The sequence below is a fragment of the Mycobacterium sp. ACS4054 genome, assembly GCF_001667275.1.
Lineage (GTDB): Bacteria > Actinomycetota > Actinomycetes > Mycobacteriales > Mycobacteriaceae > Mycobacterium.
In genome coordinates this window covers 38980-60446 of record NZ_LZHV01000058.1, presented here as the reverse complement: position 1 = coordinate 60446, position 21467 = coordinate 38980, and the positions used below count along the sequence as shown (strand labels likewise).

General features: G+C 69.9%; 24 protein-coding genes. 5 read left to right on the top strand and 19 right to left on the bottom strand.

The features are described 5' to 3' along the window. Positions 1-17: 17 nt before the first annotated feature. A complete protein-coding gene (gene fabH, locus A5730_RS16745; RefSeq protein ID WP_067902610.1) occupies positions 18-1025 on the top strand; it encodes a beta-ketoacyl-ACP synthase III in 1008 nt (335 codons plus the stop codon). Between the two features lie 7 nt (positions 1026-1032). On the opposite strand, the gene A5730_RS16740 is transcribed toward fabH, so the two are convergent. Beyond that, positions 1033-1398, bottom strand: a complete 366-nt coding sequence (locus tag A5730_RS16740) for a DUF4229 domain-containing protein (RefSeq protein ID WP_067902607.1) — start codon at positions 1396-1398, stop codon at positions 1033-1035. Positions 1399-1444: 46 nt separating this feature from the next. On the opposite strand from A5730_RS16740, the gene A5730_RS24785 reads away from it, so the two are divergent. Further along, positions 1445-1597: a hypothetical protein gene (locus A5730_RS24785; protein WP_156349684.1), complete on the top strand. Its 153-nt coding sequence runs from the start codon at positions 1445-1447 to the stop codon at positions 1595-1597. Positions 1598-1605: 8 nt separating this feature from the next. On the opposite strand, the gene A5730_RS16735 is transcribed toward A5730_RS24785, so the two are convergent. The 8 genes from A5730_RS16735 to A5730_RS16700 form a co-directional block, all read right to left on the bottom strand. Next, complete coding sequence (locus tag A5730_RS16735) at positions 1606-2874, bottom strand: AAA family ATPase (RefSeq protein ID WP_369829893.1); 1269 nt, start codon at positions 2872-2874, stop codon at positions 1606-1608. Positions 2875-2938: 64 nt separating this feature from the next. Next, the gene (gene ccsB / locus A5730_RS16730; RefSeq protein ID WP_067902603.1) at positions 2939-3916 is read right to left on the bottom strand and encodes a c-type cytochrome biogenesis protein CcsB; all 978 of its coding nucleotides are present in this window, start codon (positions 3914-3916) and stop codon (positions 2939-2941) included. After that, positions 3913-5490: a cytochrome c biogenesis protein ResB gene (locus tag A5730_RS16725; protein ID WP_067902600.1), complete on the bottom strand. Its 1578-nt coding sequence runs from the start codon at positions 5488-5490 to the stop codon at positions 3913-3915. Before A5730_RS16725 ends, ccsB begins: the two co-directional genes overlap by 4 nt. Before the next feature lie 59 nt (positions 5491-5549). Further along, positions 5550-6329 carry a cytochrome c biogenesis CcdA family protein gene (locus tag A5730_RS16720; RefSeq protein ID WP_067902598.1) on the bottom strand — a complete coding sequence of 260 codons (780 nt, stop codon included), beginning with the start codon at positions 6327-6329 and terminating at the stop codon, positions 5550-5552. Beyond that, on the bottom strand, positions 6326-6913 hold the full coding sequence (locus tag A5730_RS16715) for a TlpA disulfide reductase family protein (protein WP_067902595.1): 588 nt from the start codon (positions 6911-6913) through the stop codon (positions 6326-6328). The genes A5730_RS16720 and A5730_RS16715 overlap by 4 nt, the downstream gene beginning before the upstream one ends. Before the next feature lie 2 nt (positions 6914-6915). Continuing rightward, positions 6916-7524 (bottom strand): histidine phosphatase family protein, encoded by a 609-nt coding sequence (locus tag A5730_RS16710; RefSeq protein WP_067902590.1) that lies wholly within the window; start codon positions 7522-7524, stop codon positions 6916-6918. Beyond that, positions 7524-8855 (bottom strand): glutamate-1-semialdehyde 2,1-aminomutase, encoded by a 1332-nt coding sequence (hemL, locus tag A5730_RS16705; RefSeq protein WP_067902587.1) that lies wholly within the window; start codon positions 8853-8855, stop codon positions 7524-7526. Before hemL ends, A5730_RS16710 begins: the two co-directional genes overlap by 1 nt. A 70-nt stretch (positions 8856-8925) precedes the next feature. Then, on the bottom strand, positions 8926-9267 hold the full coding sequence (locus A5730_RS16700; protein WP_067902585.1) for a hypothetical protein: 342 nt from the start codon (positions 9265-9267) through the stop codon (positions 8926-8928). A gap of 74 nt (positions 9268-9341) precedes the next feature. Here A5730_RS16700 and A5730_RS16695 point away from each other — a divergent pair, with 74 nt between their 5' ends. Then, on the top strand, positions 9342-9737 hold the full coding sequence (locus A5730_RS16695; RefSeq protein ID WP_067903119.1) for a nitroreductase family deazaflavin-dependent oxidoreductase: 396 nt from the start codon (positions 9342-9344) through the stop codon (positions 9735-9737). Positions 9738-9758: 21 nt separating this feature from the next. On the opposite strand, the gene ligD is transcribed toward A5730_RS16695, so the two are convergent. The 5 genes from ligD to A5730_RS16670 are packed head-to-tail and all read right to left on the bottom strand — an operon-like array spanning position 9759 to position 15419. Continuing rightward, on the bottom strand, positions 9759-10721 hold the full coding sequence (ligD, locus tag A5730_RS16690) for a non-homologous end-joining DNA ligase (protein ID WP_067902582.1): 963 nt from the start codon (positions 10719-10721) through the stop codon (positions 9759-9761). Between the two features lie 7 nt (positions 10722-10728). Beyond that, entirely contained in the window at positions 10729-12093 is a 1365-nt protein-coding gene (locus A5730_RS16685; RefSeq protein ID WP_067902578.1) for an amino acid permease, read from the bottom strand. A gap of 21 nt (positions 12094-12114) precedes the next feature. Further along, positions 12115-12855 (bottom strand): class I SAM-dependent methyltransferase, encoded by a 741-nt coding sequence (locus A5730_RS16680; protein WP_156745841.1) that lies wholly within the window; start codon positions 12853-12855, stop codon positions 12115-12117. 55 nt (positions 12856-12910) lie between these two features. Beyond that, on the bottom strand, positions 12911-14266 hold the full coding sequence (locus A5730_RS16675) for an MFS transporter (RefSeq protein WP_067902575.1): 1356 nt from the start codon (positions 14264-14266) through the stop codon (positions 12911-12913). 4 nt (positions 14267-14270) lie between these two features. Further along, on the bottom strand, positions 14271-15419 hold the full coding sequence (locus tag A5730_RS16670) for an LLM class flavin-dependent oxidoreductase (protein ID WP_067902571.1): 1149 nt from the start codon (positions 15417-15419) through the stop codon (positions 14271-14273). A gap of 371 nt (positions 15420-15790) precedes the next feature. Here A5730_RS16670 and A5730_RS16665 point away from each other — a divergent pair, with 371 nt between their 5' ends. Next, positions 15791-16654: an alpha/beta hydrolase gene (locus tag A5730_RS16665; RefSeq protein WP_369829890.1), complete on the top strand. Its 864-nt coding sequence runs from the start codon at positions 15791-15793 to the stop codon at positions 16652-16654. Positions 16655-16896: 242 nt separating this feature from the next. Here the strand turns inward: A5730_RS16665 and A5730_RS16660 are convergent, their stop codons facing one another. Beyond that, positions 16897-17583: a GDSL lipase gene (locus A5730_RS16660; RefSeq protein ID WP_055404577.1), complete on the bottom strand. Its 687-nt coding sequence runs from the start codon at positions 17581-17583 to the stop codon at positions 16897-16899. Positions 17584-17668: 85 nt separating this feature from the next. Beyond that, on the bottom strand, positions 17669-18907 hold the full coding sequence (locus A5730_RS16655) for an acyltransferase (RefSeq protein ID WP_067902567.1): 1239 nt from the start codon (positions 18905-18907) through the stop codon (positions 17669-17671). Positions 18908-19224: 317 nt separating this feature from the next. Between A5730_RS16655 and A5730_RS16650 the strand changes: the two genes are divergently transcribed. Further along, a complete protein-coding gene (locus A5730_RS16650; RefSeq protein ID WP_067903114.1) occupies positions 19225-19653 on the top strand; it encodes an STAS domain-containing protein in 429 nt (142 codons plus the stop codon). Here A5730_RS16650 and A5730_RS16645 read toward each other — a convergent pair. The 3 genes from A5730_RS16645 to hemB are packed head-to-tail and all read right to left on the bottom strand — an operon-like array spanning position 19640 to position 21442. After that, positions 19640-19903, bottom strand: a complete 264-nt coding sequence (locus tag A5730_RS16645; RefSeq protein ID WP_067902564.1) for a hypothetical protein — start codon at positions 19901-19903, stop codon at positions 19640-19642. The two genes, A5730_RS16650 and A5730_RS16645, sit on opposite strands and share 14 nt — an antisense overlap. Then, entirely contained in the window at positions 19900-20460 is a 561-nt protein-coding gene (locus A5730_RS16640) for a DUF3093 domain-containing protein (RefSeq protein WP_067902561.1), read from the bottom strand. The genes A5730_RS16645 and A5730_RS16640 overlap by 4 nt, the downstream gene beginning before the upstream one ends. A gap of 1 nt (position 20461) precedes the next feature. Then, a complete protein-coding gene (hemB, locus tag A5730_RS16635) occupies positions 20462-21442 on the bottom strand; it encodes a porphobilinogen synthase (protein WP_082459931.1) in 981 nt (326 codons plus the stop codon). Positions 21443-21467 lie beyond the last annotated feature (25 nt).

Sequence of the window (21467 nt, the reverse complement as noted above, 5' to 3'; positions counted from 1 at the left end):
ACCGATCGGGGACAGCAATGACGCAGATCGCCGCGACCAGTGGACCGAAGAACATCGGATTGCTCAGCGTCGGGGCGTACCGCCCCGAGCGGGTGGTCACCAACGACGAGATATGCGAGAACATCGAGTCGTCCGACGAGTGGATCTTCTCCCGGACCGGGATCAAGACGCGGCGCTTCGCCGCGCGCGACGAATCCGCCGCGTCGATGGCCACCGAGGCGGGGCGGCAGGCGATCGCGACCGCCGCGCTGACGCCGTCGGACATCGACTGCGTGATCGTGGCGACCAGCACGCACTTCCTGCAGACCCCGGCGTGCGCCCCGGCGGTCGCCGCGGCGCTGGGCGCCACTGGTGTGCCCGCGTTCGACGTCTCGGCCGGATGCGCCGGCTTCGGCTACGCGCTCGGTGTGGCTGCCGACATGATCCGCGGCGGGACCGCCGCGAAGGTGCTGGTCCTCGGTTCGGAGAAGCTGTCCCCCACCGTCGACATGCAAGACCGCACCAACTGCTTCATCTTCGCCGACGGCGCGGCGGGCGTGGTGGTGGGCGAGACGCCCGATCAGGGCATCGGCCCGACCGTATGGGGCAGTGACGGCGAACAGGCCCTCGCGATCCGGCAGGACATCGACTGGATCGACTACATGGACGAGCCCACGGGCCCCCGCCCCTTCCTGCGGCTGGAGGGCAGCGCGGTGTTCCGCTGGGCGGCATTCGAGATGGGCAAGGTCGGCCGGCAGGCGATGGACGCGGCGGGTGTGCGGCCCGACGAGATCGACGTGTTCGTGCCGCACCAGGCCAACAGCCGGATCAACGAGGTGCTCGCCAAGAGCCTGGACTTGCGGCCGGACGCCGTCGTCGCCAACGACATCGAACACACCGGGAACACCTCGGCGGCTTCCATCCCGCTGGCGATGGCCGAGCTGCTGGCCACCGGGGCGGCCAAGCCGGGCGACCTGGCCCTGCTGATCGGTTACGGCGCCGGCCTCAGCTACGCCGCCCAGGTCGTGCGGATGCCCAACTTCTGACCGGACCTCACGCGTCATCGCCGCCGTCGTCGCCGTCCCCGTCGCCGTGCAGCCGCGCCCGCAGTTGCGCGCGTTCCCGGCGCCGGCGCTCACCGGCGATCGCCAGCGACGCGGTGGCGCGCCGGCGCAGCGGCCCGAACAACCAGATGCCCAGGGGCATGGCGATGATCAGAGCGAACAACGCGGCGACCACGATCGGAAACTGGCTGACCCCCATCAGCCACGCCGCCCCGTAGATCGCGGCGGCCAGCACCACCGCCAGCACCAGCCGCGCCGCGGCGTAGAGCAACACGTCAACGGCCGCCCGACGCCCGGCGCCCGGCGTCCCGTGCCCGGGGTCGCCAGTGTTGTTGTCGTTGGCTCCTTCTGACACAAGGAAGAGCCTACGGCGCGGGTATATTCGTCGAAGGAGGTGTTGAGTGCTCTACCTGCTGCTCGTCCTGATTTTGGGGACGCTGATCTACGTTGGCTGGCGGACGGCGCGGTCGCAGACCCATCGGGCGAAGACGCGCGTCATCGGGCCCGACGACGATCCAGAGTTCTTGCGGCGGTTAGGTCACGGCGACAAGTAGCCCTCGCGCTACGCGACCCCGGGGTTGCGCTGGTCGCCCGGGAAGCCGTCGGCGACGATGGCCGCCAGCTCGGTGAGCGCCTCGCGGGTCGACCGCTTCAGCCGGTCCAGGTCGATCTCGGCGCCCTCTTCCAGATGCGGGTCGAACGGCACCACCTGGACGGCGCGGCAGCGCCGCGAGAAGTGCTCGACCACCTTGTTCATGTCGACCTTGCCAGTGCGCGGGCGCACCGCGTTGATGACCGCGACCGAGTTGCGGACCATCTCCTCGTGGCCGTGCGCGTCCAGCCAGTCCAGCGTCGCCGACGCGCTGCGGGCCCCGTCGATGGACCCGGAGCTGACGACGACGAGAACGTCGGCCTTCTCGAGCACCGAGGCCATCACCGAGTGCAGCAGCCCCGGCCCGCAGTCGGTGAGCACCAGGCCGTAGAACCGCTCCAGGATGTCCAAGACCCGGGTGTAGTCCTCGGCGCTGAACGCCTCCGAAATGGCGGGGTCGGTTTCCGAGGCCAGCACCTCCAGGCCGCTTGGGCCCTTCGAGGTGTAGCGGCGGACGTCGCTGTAGCGCTCGATGGTCCCGGCGTCGTGCAGCAGCTGGCGCACCGTCGCCGCCGTCTCCAGCGGGATCTTCTGGCTCAGCGTGCCGCGATCGGGGTTGGCGTCGACCGCGACCACCCGGTCGCCGCGGATGGTGGCGAAGGTGGCGCCCATCGTCGCGGCGATCGTGGTCTTGCCGACGCCGCCCTTGAGCGACACCATCGCGATCCGGTAGCAGCCCCGCAACGGCCGGTTCACCTGTGCCACCAGGTTGTTGTAGCGGGCGGCTCGCGGGCTCTCCCCGAGGTTGATCAGGTGGCCGGACAGTTCGTAGAGCAGCCGGCGCCAGCCCTCTGACGGCGGCGGCTTGACGGGCCGCAGCAACATGCCGGTGGACAGCTCCGGGTACGGCGTGTGCGGCAGCGGCTCGGGCCGCGGCGGGACCTGGGTGGGCGGCGCGTCGGCGGGCGGGGCGTAGTAGGCGCCGTACGCCGTCGGGTCGACCCGCGGGATGCCGGTCACCGGGGTGGCGTCCCACGGCGGCATCCCGGCGGGCCTGGGCGCGGCGGGCGGCGGGGCGTCGCGGCGCTCGGCACCGGGGACCCGGCGTTCGGTGCGGAATCCGGCGAAGGCGCGGGTGGGCGCTTCGCCGCCATCGGCCGCTGACTCGTCGGCGCCGGCCGGCGCGCCCTCGGTCCCCTGTGGGGGCAGTTGCGTCGTCGGCTGATCGGGCGCCCCCACGCCCGTGGATGGTTGGTCGGACACGTGCACTCCCCCTTGTTTCACTCGGGTCGGTTGCTGGCGGTCACCCCACGCCCGCATACGAATGCAGGCCCACGGTCACCAGGTTAACGAAGAACAGATTGAAGACCATGGCCACGAACCCCGCGACGTTGATCCAGGCCGCCTTCCTGTCCCGCCATCCCGCGGTCGACCTGGCGTGCAGGTAGGCGGCGTAGATCACCCACGCGATGAAGGACACCGTCTCCTTGGGATCCCAGCCCCAGTACCGGCCCCAGGCCTCCTCGGCCCAGATCGCGCCGAAGATGACGCCGAAACCGAACACCGGGAAGGCGAAGATCGTGGTCCGGTAGGCAACCCGGTCCAGCGTCTGCGCGTCGGGGAAGCGCCGCACGATCCGGGCCAGCGTCCCCTCGGCGTCCGGTTCGCCCAGGCGCGAGGTGCGCAACAGGAACAGGATGCTGGCGATGCCGGCGACCATGAACACCCCGGAGCCCAGGCTGACCACCGACACGTGGATGGGCAGCCAGTAGGACTGCAGCGCGGGCATCACCGGCGCGGCGTTGGTGTACAGCCAGCGCCCGGACACCGTGAGCAGGATCAGCACCGGCACCAACAGGAAGACCCACAGCGGTCGGTACTGCGGGCGGCGCAACACGAAAGCCCCGGCGAGCAGCCCGCACATGCAGGTCAGGTTGATGAACTCGTACATGTTGCCCCACGGCACGCGCAGTGTGGCCAGGCCGCGCAGCACGATGCAGGCCAACAGCAGCCCGATGCCGAGGTAGACGACGGCCAACCCGGCCCGCCCGACGCGTTCGTCCAACGGACGCCGGGGCGCCTCCTCGACGATGCCGGGGGTGACGCTGTCCGAGGCGACCGCGCCGGCGTGGACGCGCTCGCGCCGGTCGACCCGGCGGCCGCCGGCGTACGCCAGCTCGTAGGCCAGCAGCAGCAGCGCGATGACGAGGGCCACCACGGCCGAGGTGAACGCCCAGTCGGAGTAGCGCGCCAGCGCGATGTTGACGTGCAGCGTGTTCATTTGACGTCCACCTGAGAACTCCTTCTGGACGCGGGGGGCTTGGCTGACGGCGCCACATCGGGCTCGCCCAGACCGGTCAGCACCCGCTCGGTCAACCGCTCGAACTCGTCGCCCCACCCGGAGTTGTCGGTGCGCGCCAGCCCGCCCAGTTCGACGTTCACCGTACCGGCCCCGGGGGTGAGCCTGGCCCACACCCGGCGGCGGCGCACCAGCAGCGACACCAGCAGGCCGGCCATCATGGTGATGGCGAAGACCAGCACCCAGGCCTGCCCGGGGTCGTGGGAGACCTGCAGGTTGACGAACGGCACGGCGCCGTCGAAGCGGACGACGGTGCCGGCGGCCGGGCCTTGATCGATCCGCACCTCCTGGCCGGCCCGCAGGTTGACGCGCTTCTCCTTGGTCAGCCGGCCCTGCTGGATCAGCCGCGGATCGAGCGTGAACAGCGATTGGGGCCGCCCGGTGTCCAGGCCGGTGTCCCCGCGGTAGATGTCGACGGCCACCGCCGGGGCGTTGAGGGCCGGGAAACTCGACGACAACAGCGTGCCGTCCAGCTGCTCGGTGGGCGCCAGCAGGCCCTGGATCGCGATCTCGTGCTGGCGGCGCTCGGCGGCGTTGGGGTAGGTGCCGGCGGGCGGGTCGATGCGCGCCACCCCGGACGAGAGCAGGGTCTGCGGATTGTCGGGCCGCCATTGCACGGTCGACGTGCGCGTCTGCCCGTCCGGGAACCGCACGGTGAAGGTCGGCGCGTACCCGTGGCCCTGCAGGTACACCCGGTCGCCGCCGACCCGCAGCGGGTGGTTGACCTCCAGCAGGTAGGGCCGCCAGTTGTTGGCCGCCACATCGCGGCCGGCCTGGTAGTCGATGTCGGCGGCGAACGAGGTGGCCTGCCCCGACGGCAGGTAGTGCGCCTGAAAGTCGTTGACCCGGATGCAGATCGGGTTCAGCGATGTGCCGTCGACGGTGTTACCGGCGCGGAAGGAGTCGAACGCGGCCGGCGAGGCCGAGCAGAAGCCCGGGCCGGAGTCGGCGATGACGATGACGTTGCCCTCGTAGCCGAACAGCTTGCCGACGGCCACCGCGACCAGCAGGCCCAGCAACGAGAAGTGGAAGACGATGTTGCCGAACTCGCGCAGGTAGCCCCTCTCGGCGGACACCTCGACGACTTCGCCTTCGTGCCGGATGGCCGTGCGCCAGCCGCGCAGCCGTCGGGTGATCCTGTTGGCCAGGGCGTTGAGGTCCGCGGCGTCGGCGGAGAGCTCGGCGCCGGCGTGCTTGGGCAGCCGGGCCAGGTTGCGCGGGGCGGGCACCGGGGTGGCGCGCAGGCTGCGGGCGTGCTCGATCATCCGCGGGGTCAGGCAGCCGACCAGCGAGACGAACAGCAGGACGTAGATGGCGGTGAACCAGAAGCTGGAGAACACGCTGAATGCCTGCAGCCGATCCAGCCACGGCCCGATCACGGGGTGCGCCTTGAGGTAGTCGTCGACCTTGCCGGCGTTGAGGCTGCGCTGCGGCAGCAGCGCCCCGGGTATCGCGCCGAGCGCCAGCAGGAACAGCAGCACCAGCGCGGTGCCCATGGACGTCAACGCGCGCCAGGTGTTGCGTCCCTTGGAAACGAGGCCAGCGATTGCCCGGCTCAAATCGGCAGCCTCACGTCGGACACGAACGCGTCGCGCAGCCAGGAGACGAAGTCGTTCCACACCCCGGTGACCAGCAGGGCGCCGACGGCGATCAGCAGCGCGCCGCCGAAGACCTGGATGGCCCGGGTGTGGCGGCGCAACCAGCCCAGCGCCCCCACCGCGCCCGCCGAGCCGAAGGCCAGCAGCACGAACGGGATGCCCAGGCCCAGGCAGTACGCGATCACCAGCACGATCCCGCGGGCCACGCTCGCGCCGTCGGTGGCCGAGGCCACCGTGATCACGCCGGCCAGCGTGGGCCCCAGGCACGGCGTCCAGCCCAGCGCGAACACCGCGCCCAGCAGCGGCGCCCCGGCGACGGTCGTCACCTGCCGCGGGCTGAACCGGGCCTGGCGTTGCAGGGCGGGGATGAGGCCGACGAACACCAGCCCCATGACGATCGTCAGCACGCCGCCGACCCGCTGCAGCAGCAGCTGGTTGGTGATCAGCGTGGTGGTCATGCCCAGGACGGCGACGGTGCCCAGCACGAACACCGCGGTGAAGCCCGCGACGAACAGCGCCGCCGAGCCCGCGACCCGCCACCGCGCCGATGGTGGGGCCTTGACGGCGCCGGGCGGCGGCTGCTCGTCCACCCCGACGACGGCCGCCAGGTAGGACAGATAGCCGGGCACCAGCGGCACCACGCACGGCGAGGCGAACGACACCAGCCCCGCCAGCAGGCAGACGCCGAGCGCCACCAGGAGCGGCCCGGCGGCGGCGATCTGGGTGAAGCCGGTCATCGCTCTTGGGCCAGCTTCTGGACGACGGGCTGCAGGTCGGCGGCCAGCAGTTCGCGCAGGAACACCGCCGCGACCCGGTGCTGACGGTCCAGCACCAGCGTGGACGGGATGACGGTGGTCGGGTATTTGCCGCCGAACGCGATCAGGGTGCGCATCGCCGGGTCGTAGATCGAGGGGTAGGTCACGTGGCGGTCGTTGACGAAGTCGAGCGCCGCCTGCCGGTTACCGTCGCGCACATCGATGCCCAGGAACGACACCCCGGTGTCGCGGGTGGCGTCGTACACCTGTTGCAGCTGGGCGACCTCGGCCCGGCACGGCCCGCACCACTGCCCCCAGACGTTGATGACGACGACCCGGCCGGCGAAGATCGGGTCGTCCAGGGACAACGGGTGGGCGGGGTCGGCCAGGTCGGGCCCCGACAGCGGGCCGGGGCGGCCGCGCGCGGACGGCGGGTTGTAGTAGATGTCGGTCTTCCCGCCCGGGGAGACGAATTCGAAGGTGCCGCCCTGGGCCACCGCGTCGTGACCGGAAGAGCAGCCCGCCACCAGGGCCACCACCGCCCCGGCCACCGCCAGCCGCCGCATGATTACGAGCCCGCCGGTTCCTGGTATTCGACGTCGACCAGCCGGTCGCCCTCGTACACCAGCGTGGTGATCGAGCACAGCCCGCACTGCCGCCGCCGCGGGTCGTGCCAGAGCCGCTGGCCGGTCACGTGCAGCCGCAGCGTCCACACCGGCAGTTGATGGCTGACGCACACCACCTCGCGGCCGGCGGCGCGGGCGCGCGCCTTGTCCGCCGCGGTCGTCATGCGCGCGGCGATCTCCGTGTAGGGCTCGCCCCACGACGGCCGGAACGGGTTGCGCAGCTGCCACCAGAACCGCGGGTCGCGCCAGGCGCCGTCGCCCGGGCCGACGCGGCGGCCCTCGAAGAAGTTCGCGGACTCGATGAGATCGGGATCGGTGTCGATGGCGACGCCGTGCTTGGCGGCGATGGGCTCGGCGGTTTCCTGGGCGCGTTGCAGCGGGGAGGCGATCACGGCGGCGACGTCGCGGCCGGCCAGCGCGTCGGCGACCGCGGCCGCCTGCGCTTTGCCCTTGTCGGACAGGTGGAACCCGGGCAGCCGGCCGTAGAGGACGCCGCTGGGGTTGTACACCTCGCCGTGGCGCACCACGTGCACCCGGGTCTGCTCGGCCATCAGGGCTTGTCCTTTCCGGCGGCCGCGCGGGCCGCGGCGGGCAAGGCTTCGGCGATCCGGTCGAACGCCGCGTCGTCCAGCGCCGCCGAGACGAACCAGGCCTCGAAGGCGCTGCACGGCGGGTAGACGCCCGCGTCGAGCAGGGCGTGGAAGAACGGCGGGTACCGCCACGTCTGGCTGGCCCGCGCGGACGCGAAGTCCGTTACCGGCGTGTCGGTGAAGAACACGCTGAGCATGTTGCCGCCTCGCGAAAGCTGGTGCGCTACACCGGCATTCGTCAACGCCTCGGTGAGCAGGGCGGCCAGCCGGTTGGCGTTGGTGTCCAGCGCGGCGTAGACGGCGTCGTCGGCGGCGCGCAGGGTCGCCAGGCCGGCGGCCACGGCGACCGGGTTGCCCGACAACGTGCCGGCCTGATACACCGGCCCCAGCGGTGCCAGCCGTTCCATCACCTCGGCGCACCCGCCGAACGCGGCGGCCGGCAGGCCGCCGCTCATCACCTTGCCGAAGGTGAACAGGTCGGCGTCGACGGGATCGATTCCGTACCAACCGCTTCGGCTGACCCGGAATCCGGTCATCACCTCGTCGACGATCAGCAGCGCCCCATGCTCCGCGGTGATCGCGCGCAGCGCGGCGTTGTAGCCGTCCGCGGGCGGGACGACGCCCATGTTGCCGGGGCTGGCTTCGGTGATCACCGCGGCGATCTGGTCGCCGAGCTCGGTGAAGGTGTGCCGCACGGCGTCAATGTCGTTGTAGGGCAACACGATCGTGTCGGCCGCCGCCGCTCCGGTGACGCCGGGCGAGGATGGTAGGCCCAGCGTCGCCACGCCGGATCCCGCGTCGGCGAGCAGCGCGTCGGCGTGCCCGTGGTAGCAGCCGGAGAACTTGACGATCTTGGGCCTGCCGGTGAAGCCGCGGGCCAGCCGGATCGCGCTCATCGTGGCCTCGGTGCCGGAGTTGACCAGCCGGATCCGCTCGACGGGCGGCACCCGTCCGATGATCTCGCGCGCCAGCTCGCTCTCCGCCGGTGTGGGCGCGCCGAAGGACAGGCCGGAAGCGGCGGCACGGGTGACGGCGTCCACCACGGCCGGATGGGCGTGCCCCAAGATCATCGGGCCCCAGGAGCACACCAGGTCGACGTAGCGATTGCCGTCGGCGTCGGTGAGCCGGCACCCGCGCGCCTCGGTGATGAACCGCGGGGTCCCGCCCACCGCGGTGAACGCGCGCACCGGCGAGTTCACCCCACCGGGGATGACGGCGCAGGCGTCGGAGAACAGCCGGGCCGACGCCGCCGTCGTCGCGGCGTGCGCGGTCGCCTGATCACTGCTTCCCATGGAGACCAGTGTCCCAGCCTTCGCGGCCCGCTCAACTACAGGGTGTAGCAGCCGGCCCGGACGCAGCTTGCTAAGGGTCTTGCCGGTCGGCCGACTGCGCCGCTTGGTAGTCGCGGCGGGCGGCCTCGCGTTCCCTGTCCGCCGCGCGTTGATGCGCGTCGACGTCCCCGAAGCCCTCCGCCACCGCGCGTTCGTGCACTTCGGCGGCGCGCTCGTGCGCGGCGCCCGCCTCGTAGTGGCGGTGCACCTCCCGGCGGTGCGCCTCCTCGTCGCGCTCGTGGGCGACCTCGGCCCGCTCGGCGGCACGCCGCAGGTCTTCGGAGGTGATCGCCTTGCCGGCGGCGAGCTCGCGCCCCCGGCGCAGCAGCTCGTCGGCCCGCCGCGCCGCTTGGTTACCCGCCGAGTCCGCCATGTTCAAACAGTAGACCCGCTCGCCCGAGAAATGTTTGGTTGCTGCCGGGCGGCGCGGGCGAGTTGGATGAGGGTATGCAGATGCCGCAGGGGCTCGCCCGGTTCAACCGTCACGTCACCAATCCGATCCAGCGGCTGTGGGCCGGCTGGCTGCCACCGTTCGGGATCGTCGAACACGTCGGCCGCCGCTCGGGCAAGCCCTACCGCACACCGGTGAACGTGTTCAGCGCCGACGTCGACGGCAAGCCCGGGGTGGCGATCTTGTTGACCTACGGCCCGGACCGGGACTGGCTGAAGAACCTGAAGGCCGCGGGCGGCGGCCGGATGCGCCGCAACGGCAAGAGCTTCGGCATCGCCGATCCCCAGGTGGTCACCAAGGCCGAGGCGGCCGCGCACGTAAAGCCCCGAACGCGAACGGTTTTCGCGAGACTGCCGTTCGAGGACGCGGTGTTGCTGACGAAAACCGGCTGAGCCGGTCGGGGCGCGCCGACGTCAGGCCTCGGGGTCGTCCCGGCGGGCCCGGGCGCGCCGTTTGCCCTCGTGCATCGCCGCCACCCGGGCGATCGGAATCGCGCGGCCCTGCTCAATGAGGTCGTCCGGCAGCCGCTGCGGAGGGGGCATGTGCTCGGCCCACGGGTCGCTCCCGGCAAGGGCATCGATGGCCGTGTGAATGGTGAAGTCGCCCGGGCGCACGGAATCGAGATCCGACCAGGCGAGCGGAAACGACACCGGCATGCCCTGGCGCAGGCGCGGGCTGTAGGCGGCGACGACCGTCGCCCCGCCGGCGCGGGTCGAGTCCACGAACACCTTGCCGGCGCGGTCGGCGACGATGAAAGCCGTTGTCGCCCTTTGCGGATCGAGCGCCTCGGTGCGAGCCGCGAGCGCCCTGGTCGCGGCCGCGACGTCGTCCACCGCGGCGGCGCCGTCGACCGGCACGAACACGTGGACCCCCTTGGCGCCGCTCGTCTTAACCGCGCCCGCCAAGCCGCTGTCGGCCAATGCCTGCCGGACCGCGTGGGCGATGGGGACCACCGCGGTGAAGTCGTCGTCGCCCGGCGGGTCGAGGTCGAGCACCAGATGCGTCGGCCGACGAGGATCGGCGACCAGACCGAGGGATGGATGGTATTCGACGGCGCGCTGATTGCCCAGCCACAACAGCGTCCGCAGGTCGTCGCAGACGACATAGTGCACCTGACGTTTCGATGCCTCCGCCCATACCGGGACGGTCCGCACCCAGGCCGGTGCGTATTTCGGCGCGTTCTTCTGCATGAACGGGGCCTGCCCCCGCAGCACACGCAGCACAGTGAGCGCGCGACCGGCCAGGACCGGCAACAATCGGTCGGCCACCGCGTCCAGGTAATCGATCAGGTCGCGCTTGGTGGCTCCGGCGTCCGGGCTCAGCGGCTGGTCCAGGTTGGTCAAATCGACACCGGCGCGGCGCTCGTCGGTTGTCATGGCAAAATCACTCTTCCGCGGCGATCGCGCGGCGATTACCGATTCGCCTGCGGGCCACGAAGTACATCCCGATCACCACGCCCCACGACAGCAGGCTCAGCCAGAGTTGGCTGCGGGCCGAGCGGTCGAACGCCATCTGCACCAGCACCGCGGTGATTCCGGCCAGGGTGAGGATCGACAACACCGGGAAGAACCACATCTTCACCCGTAACTTTTCGGTTGGGGTGCGGCGGCGCAGGACGATCTGCGACAACGCAATCAGCCAGTAGACGAACAGGATCACCGCGCCCGACGAGTTGAGCAGGAAGAGGAACACGGTGTTGGGCGCGACCCGCGCCATGACGACGCAGCCGAACCCGACCGCCGACGAGCACAGGATGGCGATGTGTGGAACGCCTCGCCCGCTCAACTGCACCAACCGCGTCGGCGCCTCGCCCCGGTCGGCGAGCACGAACAGCATCCGCGATGCGGTATAGAGGCCCGAGTTCAGGCAGGACAGCACCGCGGTGAGCACCACCGCGTTCATCACCTGATCGGCGCCGCGCAGCCCCAGGTGGTTGAGGGCGGCCACGTACGGTGAGGAACCGAGTTCCACGGAGTCCCAAGGCAATATCACCACCAACAGGAACACCGAACCGACGAAAAAGACACCGATGCGCGCCACCACCGATCGGGTCGCCTTCTGAACCGCGAGTTCGGGATCCCGGCTTTCGGCGGCGGCCACCGTGACGATCTCGGCGCCGACCATGGAGAAGATCACCACCACGATGGCGGCGAAGACCGCCCCGACGCCCTTGGGGAAGAACCCGCCGTGAGCGGTGAGGTTGCCCAGTCCGCCGGGGTGGCCCGGCACCAGTCCCAGGACGAACACCGTGCCCACCCCGAGAAAGATCACGATGGTCGCGACTTTGATTCCGGCGAACCAGAATTCGAATTCGCCGAAGGAGGACACCGAGAACAGGTTGGTGGCGGTCATCAAGACCATCAGGCCCAGCGACAGCAACCACAGCGGGGCGTGAAACCAGTAGTTGAGCACCTTGCCGCCGGCGACCGCCTCGAAGCCGACCACGATCACCCAGAAGTACCAGTACAGCCAGGCCACCGAGAACCCCGCCCAGCCGCCCAGGGCCTTGCCCGCGTAGTCCGCGAAGGATCCGGTCGACGGGTTCGCGGCCGCCATCTCGCCCAGCATGCGCATCACCAAAACGATCAGCAGACCGCACAGCGCGTACGTCAGAAACGCCGCGGGGCCGGTGTCTTTGATCACCACACCGGAGCCGACGAACAACCCGGCACCGATGACACCGCCGAGCGCGATCATGCTGAGCTGACGCTGCGACAGTCCTTGGCGCAGTTGTCCAGTGCCGGCCATCGATGGCGGTGTGGGCCGCGGTCAGTCCAGGCGGGTGGCCACCACGGACCACACCGGCAGGTGCACCCGGTGGTCTTCCAGCAGCGGGTCGATGACGCCCAGCCGGTGCACCAGCGGCCGCATCCGCTCCAGAATTTCGCCCTGCTGCTCGGACGCGAACGTCTTCATGGCGTCGAACGTCTCCTTGAGAAAGCGGGCTTGGTAGGTCGTGCTGCCCAGGTAGTCGATGCGCCACCCGTTGGCGCCGAACACCCGCTCGAAGTTGTCGGCGGGGATGGCCGTCCACTGCAGGCCGTTGACGTTGTGGGGGCTGAACTCGAACATGTACAGCCGCGCCCCGGGTTTGGTGGCCCGGTGCAACGCCTGGGCGTACCGCGTCTGGACGACTCCGTCGTTGAGGAAGACGTGATAGAACGCGCTGTCCACCACCGTGTCGAATCGGCCCTCGAAGCCGTCGAGCTTGGTGGCGTCGGCCACCTGGAAATCGACCTGCACCCCGGCGCGCTCGGCGTTGCGCTTGGCGCGCTCGATGGCCGACGGCGAATCGTCGATCCCTGTTGCCGAATACCCATGCGCCGCAAAGTGAATGGCGTGATAGCCCGGGCCGGTGCCCGGGTCGAGCACCTCGCCGCGGATCCCGCCGTAGGCCACCAACTGCTGCACGGCGGGCTGCGGGCCGCCGATGTCCCAGGGGATCCGCCGGTCGGTGTGTTCCGCCTCGTCGTACAGCGGTTCGAAACCGGCGACGTTCGCGTCCGTCATGTCTTCTCGCTTCCTCGCGCCTGACGACTGCGAACGAGACTACTGCGCGGACGGCTCAGAGGTGCAGGTCTTGGTCGCGGATCAGCGCCGTGGCGAGCACGCTGATGGCGGCCGTCGCCACCAGGTAGCCGCACGCCAGCCACGGGGCGCCGCCGAGGGCGGCGATGAGCGCGGTCATGATCATCGGGGTGACGCCGGAGGCGTAGATGCCGGAGAACTGGTAGACGAACGACAGCCCGGTGTAGCGGGTACTGGTGGGATACAGCGACGAGTACAACGTGCCCTGCGCCCCGTAGAACAGCGCGTGCACCACGCCGAACACGATGATCAGGGCCACCCCGAACCAGACCAAATTCCGCGTGCCGAACAGCGCGAAGGCGGGAAACGCCGCGAGGCCGTAGCAGGCGACGCCGGTCAGATACACCCGGCGCGCGCCGAACCGGTCGGTCAGCGCGCCGGACACCGGCAGCAGGACCGCCATCAGCAGGGCCGCGGCGGTCACCACCACCAGGACCGACACCCGATTGAAGCCCAGCGCCCCGGTGGCGTAGCTGATGGCGAACACGCCCCAGGTGTTGAACGCCGAGCCTTCGGCCCAGCGAGACAGCAAGCCCAGCACGGTGTTTCGCCGCGACCGGGGCTCGCGGACGATCTCGCGCACGGGCACGGTGGCGGTGGCCTCCGCCTCGCGCAGCTCGCGGAAGGCCGGGGTCTCCTCGACCCGCAACCGCACCACGACGCCGATCACCACCAGCACCAGGCTCAGCAGAAAACCGATGCGCCAGCCGTAGGCGAGGAAGCGTGCCGGGCCCAGGGCGATCTGCAGGAAGGCGAATATGCCTGTGCCCAAAGCCAACCCGAGCGCCAGGCCGATCTGGGGAATCGCCCCGAAGCGTCCGCGCCGGCCCGCGGGGCTGTGCTCCACGGCGAGCAACACGGCGCCCGCCCACTCGCCGCCGAGGGCGAAACCCTGCAGGATCCGCAACGCCAGCAGCAGCAGCGGCGCCCACACCCCGATCTGGGCGGCGGTCGGCAACACCCCGATCAGCGCCGTGGCGATACCCATGATGAGCATGGTCAGCGCCAGGCTGCGCTTGCGGCCGATCCGGTCCCCGATGTGGCCGAACACCAGCCCGCCGATCGGCCGCATGACGAACCCGACGGCGAACGTCGCGAACGCCAGCAGCGTGCCGACCAGCGAGCTCTCGCTGGGAAAGAAGACCTTGTTGAACACCAGGCCCGCAGCGGTCGCGTAGAGGAAGAAGTCGTACCACTCGACGGTGGTGCCCACCAGGCTGGCCGCGACGACGACCCGCAGGCGATGGCGTCGCTGCGCGGCGGATTCGTCGACCGGGCCGGCGATCGCGTCCAGACCCGCGCCGGTGGCGGGCGCCGGCAAGGTGGCCGCCATGGCGTTAGTGGGCCGAGGCGACCGCGAACGGCGTCGCCGATACCGGATGTGACTGACGCCGGTTGGGATGACGCCACAGGCCCATCCGCTCCAGCAGCGGCAGCACGCCCTCGCCGAACCAGTAGGCCTCCTCCAGGTGCGGATAGCCCGACAGGATGAAGTGGTTGATGCCGAGTTTGGCGTATTCGGCCAGCCGCTCGGCGACCTCGGCGTGCGACCCGACCAGCGCGGTGCCCGCTCCCCCGCGCACGAGGCCCACACCGGCCCACAGGTTGGGCCCGACCAGCAGCCGGCCGCTGCCGCCGCCGTGCAAGTCCAGCATGCGGCGCTGCCCCTCCGACTCGCTGCGGGCCAGGCTGGCCTGCACCCGCTCGACGTCGGCCGGGTCGACGGCGGCCAGCAACCGGTCGGCCTCGGCCCAGGCCTGCTCGGCGGTGTCGCGGCTGATCACGTGAATTCGCAAGCCGTACTGCAGGATTCGGCCGGCGTCGACGGCCAGTCCACGGATCCAGTCGAGCTTCTGGGCGACCGCCGCGAGCGGCTCGCCCCAGGTGAGGTACACGTCGGAGTGCTTCGCGGCGACGGGGCCGGCCGACGCCGAGGATCCGCCGAAGAACACCGCGGGTATGGGGTCGGGCGGGTTGTTCAGCTGCGCGCCCTCGACGCGAATGTGTTCACCGGCGAAGGTGACCGGCTCCGGTGAGGTCCACAGCTGGCGCACCACGTGCAAGAACTCGGCGGTGCGCGCGTAGCGCGCCTCCTTGTCCAGGGAATCCCCGTAGGCCCGCTGCTCGTGCGGTTCGCCGCCGGTGACGACGTTGAGCAACAGCCGCCCGCCCGAGTGCCGCTGGAACGTTCCGGCCATCTGGGCGGCCAGGGTGGGGCTCAGCAGCCCGGGCCGGAACGCCACCAGAAACTTCAGTGTCTCGGTCGCCTCGACCAGCATCGCCGTCGTCAACCACGCGTCCTCACACCACAATCCGGTCGGCGTGAGCACCGCCTCGAAACCGTTGTCCTCGGCGGCCGCACAGATCTGGTGCAGGTACTTCAGCGTCGCGGGCCGGTCGCCGGACATCGGCGTGCCGTGCCCGCCCGCCACCAGGTTGCGGGAATCCCCGTAGGTCGGCAGAAACCAATGGAACGCCAGACTCATCCTCAATCCTCTTTCGAATCCACGACGCGCGACACGAGGTTCCATCCTGCGCAAATCGCGCCCGGCGCGGGAGGGTTGAAACCGTCGAGATTGCATCCCACCCGGGCCGTGCGGCGGGGTGGCGGGAACCCGGTCCGGCGGGCGGGTCGGGCGCGCGCCCCCGGCCGCGCTCGGCTGGTCTTTCGTTGTGGCAGAGAGGAATACGGCCGGACATCACGGTGCCGTCGGGGCAGCCGGGCCGACGGAACGGCCCCTAGCATGGTCGCGCAGGTAACCGGTTGGAGACCGATCGGTCACGCCAGGTCACACAATGCTTCCATTTCAGCCTGGCTCGGGCGGCAATGCGCACTCAGCGCGGCATCATTGCGATCATGCCTGAGCTGACACGCCGGGCGGTGCTGCGGGGAGCCGGCACCGGCCTGGGCGCCGCTGGCGTGTTCGCCTTGAGTGCCCTGCTCGATCCGGTCAGACCGCTGGCCGCGACGTTGCCGCAGGCTCCCGCGCCGTTCGAGCCATCTGCGGCGAGCAGCAACCTGCCGACCAGGATCACCGGTTCGTTCGTCTCCGCCGCCCGTGGGGGCGTGAAAACGAACTACGTGATCGCCTTGCCGCCCGGTCACACCGGAATGCTGCGCCCCGTGATCGCCCTGCACGGCAAGGACGGCGACGCGAACATGATGCTCGACTGCGGTGTCGAGCAGGGCCTGGCCCAGCTGGTCAAGGAGGGCAAGCCGCCGTTCGCGGTGGTGGGCGTCGACGGTGGCAGCGACTCCTACTGGCACAAACGGGCCGACGGCACCGACTCCGGTGCGATGGTGCTCGACGAGCTGTTGCCGATGCTCTCGTCGATGGGTTTCGACACGTCGAGGGTGGGCTTGATGGGTTGGTCGATGGGCGGATACGGGGCGTTGCACCTGGGCGCCAAGCTGGGCCCGGCGCGGACCGCGGGGATCTGCGCCATCAGCCCGGCGTTGTACACCTCGTTCGCCGAAACCGCGCCGAAGGCCTTCGACAGCGAAGACGACTGGACGAAGAACAGCGTGCTGGGCTTGCCGGCGTTGTCACAGATCCCGCTGCGGGTGGATTGCGGCACCTTCGACCGGTTCTATCCCGCCACGCGGCAATTCGTGAACCAACTCAAAACGCCACCGACGGTCAGCTTCACGGTCGGCGGACACGACATGACCTGGTGGCGTCTCATGTTGCCCGGCGAACTCGCCTGGATGGCGACCTAGGGAGAAGCGATGACGAAAATTCGCCCGAACTCGTCGGCGTGTGCGCGAGCGGAAATGAACTTCTTGTCACCGAGGAACGTCATACTAGGGAAGGGTTTTGGGAGGTTTCGGGGATGACTCAGCTGCTGCTGGTCTGCATTGCAGCCGCCACTCCCGTCGCCGGTTTCGGCTTGCTGAACTTGCAAGCCCGCCTCGAGCGATGGGACTACGAGCGCCACGCCGAGGACTGAACCGCCCCAGGGTCAGATCGACAGCTGCGTACGGATCAGCGGCGCGATCTTGTCCGCCATGTACTGATGCCCCGCGTCGTTCGGGTGCACGCCGTCCGCGCCGATCAGATCGGGCCTGCCGACGAACCAATGCTCGGCGATCGGGTCCACCCACGTCGCCCCCACAGACGCGGCCGCGCCGAAGAGCGCGTCGCGCACCTGCAGCATGGGCAGGGGCACATCGGCGGTCGGCCACGGCGGCCCGATCACCAGGAACCGTGCGGACGGCGCCAGCCGCCGGGCCAAATCGAATGTGCTGCGGGCCCTTTGGCCGACCACGAACGGATCGACGGTCTCGTCGTTGCGGGAGCCGAAGAACACCACCAGCACGTCGTCGCCCTGCACGGCCCTGCCGGTCAGGTCCTCGAAGACGCTGCCGTGGTCGCCCGGCATGCCGTAGCCGGCCCTGCCCTCGGCCGCGACGTCGGCCGAAATCCGTTCGCCCCGCGCGGCGAGCCCGTCCCAGGCCCGGGCGGGCCATGACCTCGGGCCGATCCCGCCCTCGCCGGTGCCGGTGGTGTAGGAGTCCCCGATGACGGCGAGGTGGTTCAACCGGAAATCCAGCGTCAGGGTGTCGTACGTACGCACCTGAGCCGGATAGGCGATGCCGACGCCCACCAGAAACGCCAGGCCGATGACGAAAGTGGCCAGACGACTCACTACTACCTCCCCTCCCACGGCATCGTCATGTGCCACTGCATTGTCATCGATTATCCGGCTTGCGCCTTCCGCGCCGCGGCGTCCGTCACACCGCGCGGGCCGAAATCGCTTCCCGCGAACGGTCGATCGGATGCACCTTGCCGCTCGGCGGCTCGTCGGGCTCGCTTCTCGCGGTGACGGCTTTCACGTCGACCATTTTGCGCATCCACCGGCGGGCGGGCTCTTCGACGAAGTGATACATCAGCACCGAGATGACCACCGCGATGGCAAGCAGCCCAATGACATTCCATTTCCACGGATTGTCCTGCGGCCGCAGCTCGAACTGCTCGACGGACCATCCCCAGGCGGTGTGCACCAGCTCGTGAACCATGTACAGGCAGAACGAGATCTGCCCGCCGTAGACCATCAACCTGGTTGAGAGCACCCGCGGCAGGCTGCCCACGCCGATCGCCAGCGTGATCACCAGCGGGATGAACAGAATGTCGACCACCCCGCCGCTGTCGTTCTCCACCACACCCGAGATCGGGTGCGCGTCAAACCAATACAGGATGCCCACCATCGCGGCCAGCACAAGCAGCGACAGGTACCCGGCGACGCGGCGGCCGCGGTCGGTCAACCGCAGCCTGCGCACGGCGGCGCAGGCCAGCGCGCCGGCGGTGAATTGCGTGACGATGCGGGGCAACCAGCTCCACGGCGTGTAGAAGTGGCCGCTGGCCAGCAGCATGACCACCGGCGGCAACGCCGCCGCGAAGGCCAGCACCATCAGGCTGCGCGCCCGGGTCGCCTGCTTCATCCGCAGGATCACCAGCACCAGGAAGCCGAACAGCAGGTAGGCCAGCCACTCGGCACTGATCGACCAGGCCGGCCCGTCCCAGCTGGAGTCGTCGAAGAACGGCACGAACCACAGCTGCACCAGCAGGATCTGGCGGACGTAGCTCATGGCGGTGAGCCCGGCGGCGTCGGGCGACGGCACGTGGCCGACGTGCAGGGTGAGGATCACCCACAGCGCGGCGAGGTGGAGGGTGACCAGGTATACCGGCCACACCCGGGCCAGGCGCAGCCACAGGAAGTGCAGGGTCGCACGCGTCGACCAGGACCGGCCCATCTTCTCGAGGTAGTTCCACGTCAGCACGAACCCGCTGAGGATGAAGAACAGGTCGACGCCCTGGGCGCCGCAGTTGAGCACCGGGGCCAGGGCGTCACGGAAATCGGGCCCCACGTCGCCCAGCATCGGCCGGAAATGGAACAGCACGACCCACAGCGCGGCGATGATGCGCAGTCCCGTCAGGGCCTTGATCTCTCCCCTGATCTCTGCGCCGCGCACAAATGCTCTTTCTGCCTGGACTCTGCTGTTCGCCTGCCAACTCGGCCCACCGGGCGACCACGCGGTTTCACCGCCCCCGCCGCGCAACCGGTAGCCCTGGCAGCCTAGCAGCGCGATAGCCCCGACGCGCGGACGGTTGTGGTGTGGCACGCGGTCTTTCGGCGAGTGTTTTCCACGCCACAGGTTTGCTCGGGGACCGCGAAAACGGCGGCGAAAATCGCTTCTTACCGAACCGTTAGGTGCGGCTTTCCCCCTCCTTAACCTTGCGGATTAGCGTCGGGAGGCGTAGCGAACGCCACGGAGAGCGAGGGGTGTTCATGACGATCGCCGACATCCTGACGCGCGAGCAAAATGGCATCTTCCGCTGCGGCGGCGCCTGGGTCCGGGCCCACCGCCGCCAGCTGGCGACCGTGGTGACGATTCGGGGTGAAATCGACGCCGTCAATGCCGAACAGGTCGGCTACCACATTCGGCGTTTCATCCTCGGCGAGGACCACGTGGTGCTCGACATGGGCGAGGTGAGCCAATTTGCTCCGGCGGGCCTTTCGCTCTTGCAAACCTTCGACGAGGATTGCCGCGCGGAAGGCGTGCAGTGGACCCTGGTCGCGAGCCCGGCGGTCGCCGAACTCCTGGGTGACGACGGCGATTTCCCCTACGCGCTATCGGTGCACGAGGCGCTGCACGACGTGGCCGATGCCATCGCCACGCGCCGCCGGTTGGCTTTGCCGCTGATCAGGACGTCTTAGCGCGCCGCGCACGGCGCTGCCTGGCGGTTCCGACCACCGCCAGCACCCCCGCGCTGGTCAGCAGCAGCAGGGTCAGCAACAGCAACTGCGGGTCGTACACCAACGACGTGGTGAACGGCTGCCCGTCGGCGATCGGCGCGACCGCCACCGTGTGGTGCGAACGAAACCAGCTCACCCCGGCGCCCGCCAGCGCCGCGCAGGCGGCGGCCAGTTCGATCAGGGCCCTGGTGCTCCAGGAACGGGTGCTCACTGTTCGGTGCCGGCGTCGTCGTCGGCGATGTCGGATCCGGCCGGTTCCACCCGCTCCTGAACCAGCGGGGTCAGCGCCGCCCGCAGCTCGCGGTGCCGTCGCGCCCACGCCTGCGCGTAGCGATCCCCGGTCAGCTTCAGACCGATGCCGACCCGGCCGCGGGGCACCCCGACCAATTCGCCGAGGGCGCGCGCCGACTGCCACCGCGCCAGCTCCTTGCCGGAGGCCTCGTGGTTCTCGGGTTCGGGATAGACCTTGAGGATCTCGCGCACCAGGATGGTTTCGGTGCCCTGGCGCAGGGCGTCCTCGGTGAGCTCCACCGAGACGTGGATCCGCGCCGCCTTCACCTGCAACCCGACGAAACCCGACACCAGCACCAGGAAGATCACCGGAATCAGGAACGACACCGGGGCGCCGCTCCAGACCTCGATCAGGATCATCGCGCTCGCGGCCACCGGGCCCCACAGCACCCATATCCAGCTGGCGCCCGATTCGTGGAACAACGGCTTCGGTTCGGCGTCCCTGCCTGTAGTCTCGGAATTCACAGCAAGCCCCATCTCACGAAAGCCAACCGGCCACGTCCGCGGCCCAGTACGTCAGCACGATATCGGCTCCGGCGCGGCGAATGCTCGTCAACGACTCGAGCGCCGCGACGCGTTCGTCGATCCAATTGTTCGCGGCCGCAGCGCAAATCATGGCGTACTCACCGGAGACCTGGTAGGCGGCCACCGGCACGGGCGAGACGTCCGCCGCGGCGGCCACCACGTCGAGGTAACCCAAGGCGGGTTTGACCATCAGGATGTCCGCGCCTTCGTCGAGATCCAGCCGGATCTCGCGGAGCGCCTCGCGGAAGTTGCCCGGCTCCTGCTGGTAGGTGCGCCGGTCCCCGGACAGGCTGGAACTGACCGCCTCGCGAAACGGCCCGTAGAACGCCGACGCGAATTTCGCGGCGTAGGCCAGGATCACGACGTCGGTGTAACCCGCGGCGTCCAGGCCGTCGCGTATCGCCGCCACCTGGCCGTCCATCATGCCGCTCGGCCCCACCACGTGTGCGCCCGATTCCGCCTGTGCCACAGCGAGTTTCACGTAGCGGGCCAACGTGGCGTCGTTGTCCACCCGGCCCCTGGCGTCCAGCACGCCGCAGTGGCCGTGATCGGTGAACTCGTCCAGACAGGTGTCGGCCATCAGGACCGTCGCGTCGCCGAGATCCTTGGCCAAGTCCCGCAGGGCGAGGTTGAGGATGCCGTCGGGGTCGGTGCCGGCCGACCCGGTCGAGTCCTTGTCCTCGTCGCGGGGCACACCGAACAGCATCAGCCCGCCCACGCCGGCGGTGACGGCATCGGCGGCGGCGCTGCGCAGCGAATCGCGGGTGTGCTGCACGACGCCGGGCATCGACGCGATCGGCCGTGGCTCGTCGATACCGTCGGCGACGAACATCGGCAGCACCAAATGCCTTGGCTCCAAAGACGTCTGCGCCACCAAGCGACGCATCGCGGGGGTGGAGCGCAGCCGGCGCGGGCGCTGCCGCGGATAAGCCATTGGCTAGCTCCTTTTGCGGCGACCC

What these genes read in the sequence shown, in the direction of transcription:
- A5730_RS16695 (WP_067903119.1), top strand. Translation starts at nt 9,342, where the DNA reads ATGCAGATGCCGCAGGGGCTCGCCCGGTTCAACCGTCACGTCACCAAT.
- A5730_RS16715 (WP_067902595.1), bottom strand. Translation starts at nt 6,913, where the DNA reads ATGCGGCGGCTGGCGGTGGCCGGGGCGGTGGTGGCCCTGGTGGCGGGC.
- A5730_RS16700 (WP_067902585.1), bottom strand. Translation starts at nt 9,267, where the DNA reads ATGGCGGACTCGGCGGGTAACCAAGCGGCGCGGCGGGCCGACGAGCTG.
- ligD (WP_067902582.1), bottom strand. Translation starts at nt 10,721, where the DNA reads ATGACAACCGACGAGCGCCGCGCCGGTGTCGATTTGACCAACCTGGAC.
- A5730_RS16680 (WP_156745841.1), bottom strand. Translation starts at nt 12,855, where the DNA reads ATGACGGACGCGAACGTCGCCGGTTTCGAACCGCTGTACGACGAGGCG.
- A5730_RS16665 (WP_369829890.1), top strand. Translation starts at nt 15,791, where the DNA reads ATGCCTGAGCTGACACGCCGGGCGGTGCTGCGGGGAGCCGGCACCGGC.
- A5730_RS16725 (WP_067902600.1), bottom strand. Translation starts at nt 5,490, where the DNA reads ATGGGCACCGCGCTGGTGCTGCTGTTCCTGCTGGCGCTCGGCGCGATA.
- A5730_RS16685 (WP_067902578.1), bottom strand. Translation starts at nt 12,093, where the DNA reads ATGGCCGGCACTGGACAACTGCGCCAAGGACTGTCGCAGCGTCAGCTC.
- A5730_RS16720 (WP_067902598.1), bottom strand. Translation starts at nt 6,329, where the DNA reads ATGACCGGCTTCACCCAGATCGCCGCCGCCGGGCCGCTCCTGGTGGCG.
- hemL (WP_067902587.1), bottom strand. Translation starts at nt 8,855, where the DNA reads ATGGGAAGCAGTGATCAGGCGACCGCGCACGCCGCGACGACGGCGGCG.
- hemB (WP_082459931.1), bottom strand. Translation starts at nt 21,442, where the DNA reads ATGGCTTATCCGCGGCAGCGCCCGCGCCGGCTGCGCTCCACCCCCGCG.
- ccsB (WP_067902603.1), bottom strand. Translation starts at nt 3,916, where the DNA reads ATGAACACGCTGCACGTCAACATCGCGCTGGCGCGCTACTCCGACTGG.
- A5730_RS16640 (WP_067902561.1), bottom strand. Translation starts at nt 20,460, where the DNA reads ATGGGGCTTGCTGTGAATTCCGAGACTACAGGCAGGGACGCCGAACCG.
- A5730_RS16650 (WP_067903114.1), top strand. Translation starts at nt 19,225, where the DNA reads ATGACGATCGCCGACATCCTGACGCGCGAGCAAAATGGCATCTTCCGC.
- A5730_RS16670 (WP_067902571.1), bottom strand. Translation starts at nt 15,419, where the DNA reads ATGAGTCTGGCGTTCCATTGGTTTCTGCCGACCTACGGGGATTCCCGC.
- fabH (WP_067902610.1), top strand. Translation starts at nt 18, where the DNA reads ATGACGCAGATCGCCGCGACCAGTGGACCGAAGAACATCGGATTGCTC.
- A5730_RS16675 (WP_067902575.1), bottom strand. Translation starts at nt 14,266, where the DNA reads ATGGCGGCCACCTTGCCGGCGCCCGCCACCGGCGCGGGTCTGGACGCG.
- A5730_RS16710 (WP_067902590.1), bottom strand. Translation starts at nt 7,524, where the DNA reads ATGGCCGAGCAGACCCGGGTGCACGTGGTGCGCCACGGCGAGGTGTAC.